Below are 11,586 nucleotides of genomic sequence, written 5' to 3'. Positions count from 1 at the left end.
CTTTCCTGATGCGTCTTTTTCCCTTGCATAGCCTAATATACTAAAAACCAATATTTTAATCAATATTTCAAAGAACTTAATTTTAGCCATTGCTGACTTATCTAGTTGCGCAACAATCACCAAGCGGTAAGGAGGGAAGCAGAATTCTAAACTTAATGGTATTGCCTGAGCCCCCGGTGCGGGAATTGTATGAAACAAAGATGAGAATCGGGTATAGCCCTAAAATAGTCCAAATGTCAAATTAAAGTGAATGAGGTGCTTAGCCGTTCGCTTTTTTTATTTTTGTGAAAATTGTATATTAACGAATGAAGATTCTCTTATCATATCTGTCAAAACACCGCTGGGTTGTTGCGCTTGCACTGCTTATGGCGGCATTAAACATTGGTTTTTCACTGCTCGATCCCTACATTACCGGCCGCATTGTTGATGAGGTGATTGAAAAACGCACCACACTGCATTATGATCAATACATTCATAACATAATAGTATTGATAAGTATGGCAATTGGCGTTGCAATGGTATCGCGCATAGCAAAAAACTTCCAGGATTATTTTACCAATATCATTACCCAAAAAGTAGGTGCAGAAATGTATGCCGATGGTTTAACCCATTCATTAGAGCTCCCGTACCAGGTATTTGAAGATCAGCGCAGCGGCGAAACGCTTGGCATCTTGCAAAAGGTGCGTTTAGACTGCGAGAAGTTTATTACCTCATTTATCGGCATCTTGTTCGTGAGCCTTATCGGGATGGTTTTTGTAATTGTGTATTCTGTACATGTAAGTTATAAAGTAACGCTTGTTTATTTTGCCGCTATCCCGATAATTACGTTTGTAAGCATGGCCATGAGCCGTAAAATAAAGACTATCCAAAAGCGGATCGTATCTGAAACCACAGCCCTTGCGGGGTCTACTACAGAATCATTAAGAAATATTGAATTGGTTAAAAGTCTTGGTTTGGTAAAACAGGAAATTGAGCGCCTAAATAATACTACTTATAAAATACTGGGACTTGAGCTTAAAAAAGTAAAATATGTACGCAGCATGAGCTTTGTTCAGGGCACAACGGTGAATTTTGTAAGGAGCGTGATGGTGGTAGTTTTGCTGTTGCTTATTTTCCAGAACACCATTTCGCCGGGACAATATTTTAGCTTTTTATTCTACTCGTTCTTTTTGTTCAACCCTTTGCAGGAACTTGGCAATGTGATTCTTTCATGGCGTGAAGCAGAGGTGTCGCTGGGGAATTTCACCGGGATATTAAACACACCTATTGACAAAAAGCCCGAAAAGCCGGTATTGCTTGAAAAGGTTAAAACCCTCACTTTTGATAATGTTAGCTTTAAGCATTTAACCGCCAATCGCAACGCGCTCAATAATATCAGCTTTGAAACTAACACGGGCGAAACCATTGCTTTTGTGGGCCCTTCAGGATCAGGAAAAACCACGTTGGTTAAATTGCTGGTTGGACTTTATCAGCCATTAGAGGGCGATATTTTATACAACAACATCCTAAGCAAAGAAATTGACCTTGACCAGCTACGTGAAAAGATCGGCTTTGTAACACAGGATACCCAATTGTTCTCAGGTTCGATAAGAGAAAACCTGCTATTCGTTCGCCCGGGTGCTACTGATGAAGAATGTATGGACGTATTGGAGCGTGCAGCCTGCCAAAGCCTGCTGGCACGGGCAGATAAAGGCCTGAGCACTGTTATTGGCGAGGGCGGTGTAAAAGTGTCCGGCGGTGAAAAACAGCGATTGTCAATTGCCCGTGCCCTGCTGCGCAGACCCGATATTTTAGTGTTTGATGAAGCTACCTCATCGTTGGATTCTATCACCGAGGAGGAGATCACCGAAACTATCCGCGATGTATCTGTACTTGATAATCACATCACCATATTAATAGCTCATCGCCTGTCGACCATTATGCATGCCGATAATATTTATGTGCTGGAAAAAGGTAACATCATTGAAGCTGGCAAGCACTTTGACCTTATCGCCCAAAAAGGATTGTATTACGCCATGTGGCGCCAGCAGATAGGCGAGAAGGTTAGTGTGGAAGTATAAAGTTGGTAGTCTTGAGTCTTAAGTCAAAAGTAATTTCAGACTCAAGACTTTCGACTTCGAACTTAAGACTAAACATCAATAATCCCAGTTTTTATAGCGAAGATAACCAGGCCCACGAGGTTTTTTGACCGGGTTTTTTCAAATAAGCGCGCGCGATAGCCTTCAACGGTGCGGATGCTTAAGCAGATCTTATCGGCAATTTCCTGGTTGGAGTATTCCTGGCAAACCAGTCGCAAAACTTCTATTTCACGTTCGTTAAAATCAGCCAGGGATTGTGCGGCATTGCCGGGTTGGTTATTACCTGCCAGCTGCTTAATCAGCGTTATTGAAAGGTGTTCGTTAAAGTAGTAATCTTTATAAAAAACGGTTGATATGGCCTCAATGATCTCTTCGGGCTCGGCATTTTTTAGCAAATAGCCTGATGCGCCCGCTTTCATCATATCCACAATATACTTGTCCTCGTTAAACATGGAGAGGGCAAGCACCTTTATATGCTTATATTTTTGTTTAACAAGGTTTGTGGTTTGTATGCCGTCCATTTCGGGCATTTTAATATCCATCAATATTACATCGGGTGTAATATCGGTAAGCATCCCAAGCAGCTGTTTGCCGTTTGATGCCTCCAATACTAAATCAAAGTCGGCACAATCTTCCAGGGTAGCTTTTAAACCATTCCTGAAAATCTTATGGTCATCCGCAATGGCTAATTTGATTCTTCCCATGATTTAAATAAAAGTCAATAAATATAGTTATAATCAGTAGTTATACTATTACTCTAATAATTGTAATGGTACCGTTCCTGGGTTTAGTATATACATTTATCTCACCGTTAATGAGTTGAACACGGCTTTCGAGGTTTTTGAGTCCAAAACCGTGTTTAATTTCATTTATATTAAATCCTTTGCCATTATCTTTAAATTCCATTATCAGCTCCCCGGCGTCTTTGGTAATAGTTAAGTGAATAATGGTAGCTTCTGAATGTTTAATCACGTTGTTAAACAGTTCTTGCGCAATCCTGTAAAACGCCAGCTCAATTTCTGGCGCTAATCTTACGTCATCAAGGTTATTTTTACAATGAACCTTAACGCCGGTATTTTGCTCAAATTTTAAACACAATCCCTCCAGTGCTTCTTTTAGCCCATAATCTGTTAAAACAGGGGGCAGCACATTATGTATAATATTGCGGATCTCCAGGATGCACTCATCAGTTAGCTTGCGGGTATCAGCCAGCAATGGCTCCTTCTCCTGGCCAACGGCGGTTTTATCAAGCCGGTGCAGGTTAAGCTTTATGGCTGATAACACCTGACCAACACTGTCATGCAGGTCTTCGGCCAGGCGTTTGCGTTCGCTTTCCTGTGTTTCAAAAACAGCGTTCAGCAGGTCTATTTGTTTTTCATCATGCAGCTTGCGCAGATCTACCTGGTTCTTTATCATTTTCCGTTGATAGATGATTACGAAAAAGAATAAAAAGCCAATAAGTATAACAATTACAAGCGTTCCTGTAATTAATACCGGGATCAGGTCGTTTTCTGGAGCTGTGGTTTGCAAAGCAGTCCTACTGTAAATAAAATGTTAGCGATAATATTGGTTACATTGTTAATCATATAATACCCTTCCTGGTGGGTATTTAACAATTGTTTAAAAAGCATAAACAAAAAGGTATTTATCGCATAATAAAATAACACCCCCGCATTTACCCAAAACAAACCTTGTTTTTCAATATGTATAAATTCCTGCCTGTTTAACAGTTGATAAAAATACGCTAATGAAAAGCAAATAAGCAATACACTTAAAATAGTATTGGCTATTGAAGGATATTCCCAAATGCCTTCTACAAAAAACAAATTAAATATGGAGATAAGAAAGGCTGTTAAACCCAATATTACGATTGTTTTTTGGAGGGTTGTTTTAATAAATGCGTAGTAATAAATTGCCGTAAAAAACAACATACTAATTAATATAAAAATGCGCAGGATTGGATAATTATTACGTACAATCAGGTTCATTGTCAAAAAAAGCCCCAGATCAACCAAAAATGACACCAGGAAAAATGCTGCTGCTATTCTTAATACTTTATCCAGGTTCTTGTAATTGTATAATGCTGCTATAACCGGAAGACATCCTGATATAATAGAAAAAATATTTAGAAAGGAAGCTGCAGACATAAGTTATTTTATTACAGTTCAGACGCTTGTGCCGACATTGCGGTTTTAGGGCATCCAGGCGAACCAGGGCATGGTGTGGATTGTTGTGCTACCACATCAAAAGCTGTTACTGTTTTCATTTCAGTTTTTGATAGTTTTTGAGCCGAGGCTGTATTAAGCATATCATGACCATCAGCTGTTACGCCTGTTATTATAAGGTGTCTTTCGCCGCCATTTTCATTATGGGCTTTGCTGTGTGCGTTATGAAAACGCAGACCTACACAACCCGCCTGACTCAATATTTTTTCCAGTATTTCTTTACCAAAAAAATGTGAATGCGGTTCATGCGGATGCCTGTCCCTGTGGTTTTTTGCCCAGCTTATAGATAATTCCAGGTCCCACTCTTCTCCTTCTTTGCCGGTTAGAAGATCAGGTTTTTTCGAGTTTTCCATTGTTTAAATTTTTAGGTTTTTAGTAATAAATTTTTATAAAACTAATATTTATAAGTTATTATTTCAATCGGCCCAAAATGCACCGCAAACTATTTTCGATTTAAAAAATATGTAACAAATTCATTATCAGATACAAATGATAAGTTGCAACTTTTTGGCAATAAAACATCGCGTAGTTTTACGCATTAAATTCCGTGCTACTACGGAGTGAAAATATTAGCTTTTTGGGCCTTATCAAGGCCTTATAATTATCCTGCCCCCATTTGAGTGTGCATTAAATTCAGGCGCATACATGCTTTGGATAGTGGTTATACCGGTAGAAAAATCTCCCGGCTGTGCTACCCGCAGCTGGTATTCAAATACATAGCTGCCCTTGATAAGGTAACTTATAAAAAAGTTGGTAGCCACATCTTTAGTTACCTGGTAATAGTATAAGCCATCCTGGTATTTATAAGCTGATAAAGCTTCAACCGGTTCGGTTCCGGAGGGCCGCAGATCTTTTAATTGTACATATTCAAAATCGCGGTCAGCTTTGAGGTTTATTACCACTTTTAGTAAATCTCCGGTTTTGGGCTGATGCGTGGCATCAACAGCAAGCAATACTGCCCCGGCATCGGTTTGCTTTTGGATATAATATTTTCTTTCCAGCTGTATATTTGTTTGTGCCGATATGATCTTATCCAAATTCTCCAGATATTGCCAATGCACCGCCCCCCAGTTAATATTGGCGCTGTTATTCTTTATTTCGATTTTTCCTAACGATGGCTTAACCTGTTCGTCAACCCAGGTAGTTTTAAGATAGCCAGTTCCGGCATCGGCTTTAATGCCGGGCTTTAATTCTTCCAGTGGTTTTCCGTCGATCTTAATTGCCGATGCTCCGTTATCTTTAAGCAGGTCATTACCCTGCAATAACAAAGCATAGCAGGCAGCAGCTGTAGCCGTAGTAGTTTTCCAGTTGCTGGTTTGTTTATTGCGCAGCAGCCAGATCTTCATTTCGTTAACCGCTTTGGCGTTATTGCCGGCTTCTGTAAATAGCGCTATCATTAGGCTCTGCGTTGCCACCGGGTCCTGGTACCAATAATACCCCCGCTGATTTTTCGCCCAATACATCCCCATCTCGTCACTTTGTTGCGCGGTTTCTAAAAGGGAACGCTCTATCTGCATAGTTATATTGGGCTTTTTATACCGCTGCATGGTTAAGGCAATCATTCCCCGCTCATAAACATTGCGCTGGGTCCACTGTGCCGTTGCGCGGGTTAAGTAATCCGCAAGCAAAGTTTTTAAGCCGCTATCCATTGGTTTATTTAAAAAATAACTGCGGGTAAACCAGGTATGGATCTCTATGGCATCAAGCTGCCGGGTTGCATAGCCTTTGTTTTTCTTTTGTTGTTTATCAGTTGTTATTAATTGCTCATCCGCATATTTCAGCGCGTTGTTCGCTATGGCTTCCAGGTTCTTGTCGTCATTAATATTTAAATGATACAACTCACCTATGCCCTCCAATATGTGCTGGGTTATAAAACGGTCGGACCTGTCGCCGCCAAACCATGGGAAACCGCCATCAGGCAATTGCATCTTTTGCAGTTTTTCTAAATTGATCCTTAGCTCGTCGCTCATTTTATTAAGGTCGAACAATAGTGCGATCCGTTTTTTCTGTTCCGATTCATTAACAGCGTCCCGCAGCCACGGTGTTTCTTCAATTAATGTTGATTTCAGCTCCTGGTTCTTTTCAAGGTTCGAGAGCAGTTCGGTACTGTTGGTATTTTTCCACTGATCAAACACCTGTTTAATGGCAGGCAGCTTATTAATCAAACTGGTAGCCAAACTATTTGCGTAGTATCGAGTAAACGTTTGTTCCGAACATTCATACGGAAACTCCATTATATAAGGCAAAGCCTGCACCGCATACCATGCCGGGTTTTGCGTGTACTCCAGCGTTAAAGTTTTGTTTTGCAGGGTCGTGCTGGTTTGGTTTACCAGCTTATCAAAAGTAAAATTGCGGGTTTGTCCGGCACGCACCATCATCGGCATTGATTCAGTAACCAGCATCCGGTTTGGAAGTACCGGCAGGGTATTCTCTTCGCCATCGGTAAATTGACCGGCATCAGCAATGAGGCGGTAGGTCAGCGCATCCAATCCGGCAGGGATTGCGAATTGAAAAGTAACAGCTTTATTAGTGCTGCCTGCAATTTCAAATTGCTGCTCTGCATCTGCCTTAGTAATAAACAAATTTACCGGCTGCATATTTAAGGCATTAAACAGCTGCATTTTAATAGTACCTTTTAATGTTTTATCAGCCAGATTAGCCAAACGGGCAGATACCGCAATAGTATCCCCCTCCCTCAAAAAACGCGGCATATTGGCGCTTATGCTCAGTTGTTTTTGGGTAACAACTTCATTTTCAATGTAGCCGGTTTGCAGCTCCTTTGTATGCGCAAGACCACGGAATTTCCAGCGGGTAAGCGCTTCAGGGATGGTAAAATCAATCAGGATCTGTCCTTTTTCATCCGTGTGCAGCTGCGGGTAAAAGAACGCGGTTTCACTGAAGTTTTTACGGATGGTGATGGGTTTTTCAGGCTTACTTTTGTAAATATAATCCCCCGCCCCGATATATCTGTTAGCTTTTACCTCCATATCCGCTTTAAGGACCGGCGGCGGGAATTTTAAATACCCATTGGTTGATTGTGCAACACTGTTGCCATAAAGTACTTCAGCATTTTTATCTGCCTTTAATGATTTAACTCCCGGGTCTGCAACTTTCAATTCTTCAAGTACAGGCCCGTTATAATCGCGCCCGAACTCTACAGTTATTTGCATCACTGCTTTGGTTCTAATTTCTCTGACACGGAAAGGTTCCCGGCTAAAAACAAGGATGCCATTTACCGGCACTTTAATTTTAAAATACCCTTTTGAGTTTGAACGTGTGCTTATCCTGGTATTTTTAATGGTGATTTTTACCCCGCCCAGGATGCGCCCATTAAACAACACCTTTCCGCTTATATCATAGCCATTTTTCACCAGCGACGCATTTTTAAAATACTCACCAGCCAGCTTTTTATCGGCTTTCTGGTCGGCAAGGTACTCTTTTACCTGTTCCAGATAGCTGTTGTAGCCGTTATTGTCGCCGCCATAATAATCATAGCCAAATAAATTCAGCTGCTCGTACACTATATCGGCAGGCATGTGCAACGTTACATCCTGCCCTTCATTGGTATTTGCTTCCGATTCGCTGGCGAACGCTTCATCAACCCAAATGTAATAATCGGGGGTATATGGCGCATTGTTGCTGTAATCTGTGCGCCAGTATTGTGCCGGGGCAATATCATCCAGCGATGCATCGTATAAGGTAGCTAACATCTCGGCAACGTTCTTTTCATCGGCCCCGGTTATTTGCAGTTTCCATTGTTCTTTTTCGCCGGGCTGCAGTTTGTTCCGGTAGGTAATGAAACGCACATCGAGTTTTTTAACCGTGTCGGTTACTTTTACCTGGTTGTAAAAGCGGTACATTCGGTTATCATTCACTGTTAAAAACTGTACCGCAAGCGTGTTTTTCTCCGTAGCCGGCACATCAACCTTTACGGTTTGCTGAAATGGCCCAATCAGCACAATCCACTTCGACGAAAGTAGCCGCGGCCCGTCATAAGTTTCCATCAACACATGCGACGGCTTATCTATACCAATTAAATACTCGAGCTGTGCGCCCGGTTTTACATAGGTTGTAAGCGGCATTCCGTCTTCGGTTTTTAAGGTGGGCGTTGCTTTGGACAATACCTGTATAAACTGGTTTAAATATGATGTATCGCCCTTATTGGTACGGGCATTAATAACAATTTTATATATCCCTGCCGGCTGTTTTTTCAAGATGCTCAAATCCAGCATAGCGGCGGCGCTGTCGGCGGTAATTTTTGCTTCGCTTATTTTATCTAACACCGGCATTTTATAAGGATCGTCGTCGCCCTTCCAGGCATAGGCCGGGAATGCTTTTTTAAATTCATCCGTCGTTAAAATAAATTGGTCGCCCGTTTGCCAAACACGGGTTTTAATATACTGTTGCGGCTGTTTTATGTTGTAAATTTTTATTGTAACCGTTCCCTTTTGCGGCTGCCCGTTTGCATTGTTAAGTTTTATGGGGATGATGGCATTGTCCGCAACTGCCAGTTTTTTGGGGATTGTAGTAACAATCTCAATCTCTTTCGTACTTACCTGTATTGAGGTGGAAGCGCTTTGCGTTTCGCCCGAAGCATCGGAAACGTCGGCGTTTACTGAAAAATAAACCGAATAATCAAATGGATAAGCGACAACCTTTGCCGTATCTCCCATTGCTTTAAACCTGACTTCAAATTCACCCTTATCGTTCGTTTGGATAGTATCAGTGGCAACTTCTTCGTTTCGCGACCAAATTGACCCTATATTGCGATTTTTTGAAAAGCTCTCATCATATATTGGCATTGCCCGGCTGGTGACGTGGTAAGCTACTTTAGCATTTGATATGCCATAACCCGAAAAAGCCATTACCTTTCCTTTCACTTTTACCGAATCGCCAAAACGGTAGGTGGCTGTAACCGGCAAAAACGTGACCTGAAAAGTTGGCCGCTTATATTCCTCAACCCGCACGTATGCCCGGCCCTTCAAAGTCCCTATTGAAACATTGCCCGCTGTAATGCTCTGCGGGACAATAAACGAGCCCTGCACTGAGCCGAATTCGTTGGTTTTTAAGGTGAGTTCGCCTATAACCTTGTCATTCATATCGCGCAGTTTTACGTCCTCACTTTCACCGGGCATTATGGTGTTTTTGCCATTGCTGGTGCTAACTGCCAGTCCCTTAAAATAAATGGTTTGGCCGGGGCGGTATAATTGCCTGTCCGTAAAAAATATAGTGTTAACCTGGTTGCCGCTGTTGTAGCCGTAGTTGGGCTCAGGTACGTTAAACTCGTCCTGGTCATCGCTGTAACTGTCATTTTTATACGACAAGCTAATATGATATTGCTCGCTTTTTCTAACGTCAAAAGTATATTTGCCATCAGCATCCGAAAGCCCGGTTAAAACGGCGGTTGTTACTTCCTTATTCTTTATGTAGCCGGTGCGCAATAAGGTAATCTTTACACCTGTCAAAGGTGCGCCGCTGTCGCGGTCAACAATCCGCATCTCGGTTTTGCCGCCGGGGTTTCCCCGGGTTGTATATGACAGATGAGTAACCTTAAAACCGGTTATTGCCGCCATCCGGTCGTTGGCTGCTTTTGCGTCATTCACCAAAACAATATAATCGCCAATGGGTAACGCATCTATTTTAAACTCGGCGCTGTGTGGGCGATAGTCTTTTGTCCCAGGTAATGCCAGTTGCTGTTCCTGCACGGGGTGCATTTGCTGCAATTGCTTTAATACACCGGCATTGGGTGATACCTCGGTAACTTTGTGCCAATTACTTTTACCGCCCAGCTTTTTTACCTGCGCAGCAGTTAATTGATATATCGCGAGTTTGGCTTCGGTTACATTGGTGTAGCTTACCAAGCCCAATAACGGCTTGCCGGGCACGTTGACAGTCTCAACCATGGCCGAAAGCGATTTATCTTCAATTTCGGCCACCATGCGTGCTGCAGCTTTGCCGCCATGGCTTTTGGGGTATAGTGTTGTCGCTTTTTTTAAATAGCTATGTGCCATAACCAGGCTGTCCTGCTGTTTATAATAATCACCAATCAGCACCAATGCCTCAGCGCTAATAGGGTTTGTTGAAAAATTATCAGCTACTTGCCGTAGCGCTTTTATATACAGCGAATCCTTCCCCGTAATACTGCCTTGGGCAAACAATACGCCAAGCCGTTTTATATCGATATCGGCCAACGCTTCGCGGTTGTTTTTTTCGAGGTGGAAAAGCGTGGCCTGCTGCAAAAATTTGATGCCTTTGTAAAGGGTTGAGACTGTGTCGGTGGTTTTAATATCCAAACCGGCAAAGGTGCGACTGTCACTAAAAAAACGCGGGTCATTCAATGTAAACGGCAGCCGGGGCTTGTTAATAGCCGCCTCGTCCGAAAGGTAGAAATCAAAGGCCCGTTGCACTAGCAAATCATATAAAGTTGGCCGCAGGTAGCGGGTTTCTTTATCGCCTTCCAAAACCCCGTCAAGTACACCTACAGGGGTATTTTGTTCCTTTAGCGCATCCTGTAGCGAAAGCGCATACATGCGGCTGGTTTCATTAATTACAGTTTGGATGTCCCAGTTACGGAAATCTACATCCTGTTTCTCCAGCTTAGTGCGCTGGCCAAAGCGGTAGCGGTTTTCCTTGTAATACTCCCGGTACATCTGCGCCAGCTGCGATTGCAGCACCGGCTTAACCGGGAAATCAGCCTTGTCGATATCTACCTTTAACCGGGTAATAATGGCAACCAGCGCATTCTCCTCGAGATACGATTGGAAAGTCATCCGGTATATCACTGCCCTTACCTGTTGAGGCGCATTTTTATCAGCCCGGGCCATGGCATCCAGCTTATCTACCTCCTTAAGCGCCGATTTTGGTAAGCCAACATTTGCTAATGAATCAATCCGGAAGCCAAGCCTTTCATATTTATCCTGGGCATAGCCGGTATTAACACAAACAAGTAGACTTATAACAAACAGGTATTTGAGGATTTTATAAAATTTTAATGACATATATTTTCAGGTGAAGGGATTTTATCAATGCAATATAGATGCAGCGTCTGGGAGATTTCCATAAAGCGAATTTATTTTTTATGATTATTCGTCAGTGTCATTGCCTTAAAATTAAAATATGGAAAGTTAAAGGTTTACGGAGCATGGTTAATAAGGTTATCACTAGGTGAAGCTAAGCAATTTACGATTAACCAATTATTTTAACATGTTAAAGAATGTTAATATCTATTTCATTAGGTCTCTTCCGACCGCCCCCCCAACAGCCATAACATACCCCCACAAAAA

7 protein-coding genes are annotated in these 11,586 nt (G+C 42.2%); 1 reads left to right on the top strand and 6 read right to left on the bottom strand.

Annotated elements, in window-relative coordinates; genetic code table 11:
• Nucleotides 1–198, bottom strand: a 198-nt coding sequence (locus JWQ54_RS15945) for a hypothetical protein (RefSeq protein WP_299586592.1), incomplete at its 3' end; no start/stop codon positions are given.
• 107 nt (nt 199–305) lie between these two features.
• On the opposite strand from JWQ54_RS15945, the gene JWQ54_RS15940 reads away from it, so the two are divergent.
• Nucleotides 306–2,060 (top strand): ABC transporter ATP-binding protein, encoded by a 1,755-nt coding sequence (locus JWQ54_RS15940; protein WP_299586589.1) that lies wholly within the window; start codon nt 306–308, stop codon nt 2,058–2,060.
• Between the two features lie 68 nt (nt 2,061–2,128).
• On the opposite strand, the gene JWQ54_RS15935 is transcribed toward JWQ54_RS15940, so the two are convergent.
• The 5 genes from JWQ54_RS15935 to JWQ54_RS15915 form a co-directional block, all read right to left on the bottom strand.
• Nucleotides 2,129–2,782 carry a response regulator transcription factor gene (locus tag JWQ54_RS15935; RefSeq protein ID WP_299586587.1) on the bottom strand — a complete coding sequence of 218 codons (654 nt, stop codon included), beginning with the start codon at nt 2,780–2,782 and terminating at the stop codon, nt 2,129–2,131.
• A 40-nt stretch (nt 2,783–2,822) separates the two neighbouring features.
• On the bottom strand, nt 2,823–3,608 hold the full coding sequence (locus JWQ54_RS15930) for a sensor histidine kinase (protein WP_299586584.1): 786 nt from the start codon (nt 3,606–3,608) through the stop codon (nt 2,823–2,825).
• On the bottom strand, nt 3,578–4,225 hold the full coding sequence (locus JWQ54_RS15925) for a hypothetical protein (protein WP_299586582.1): 648 nt from the start codon (nt 4,223–4,225) through the stop codon (nt 3,578–3,580). Before JWQ54_RS15925 ends, JWQ54_RS15930 begins: the two co-directional genes overlap by 31 nt.
• Before the next feature lie 11 nt (nt 4,226–4,236).
• A complete protein-coding gene (locus JWQ54_RS15920; protein ID WP_299586579.1) occupies nt 4,237–4,656 on the bottom strand; it encodes a hypothetical protein in 420 nt (139 codons plus the stop codon).
• Nucleotides 4,657–4,890: 234 nt separating this feature from the next.
• Nucleotides 4,891–11,301 carry an alpha-2-macroglobulin family protein gene (locus JWQ54_RS15915; RefSeq protein WP_299586576.1) on the bottom strand — a complete coding sequence of 2,137 codons (6,411 nt, stop codon included), beginning with the start codon at nt 11,299–11,301 and terminating at the stop codon, nt 4,891–4,893.
• Between the last annotated feature and the right edge of the window lie 285 nt (nt 11,302–11,586).

The organism is Mucilaginibacter sp. (assembly GCF_028288225.1).
GTDB lineage: Bacteria > Bacteroidota > Bacteroidia > Sphingobacteriales > Sphingobacteriaceae > Mucilaginibacter.
This window is presented reverse-complemented; position numbering and strand designations above follow the sequence as displayed.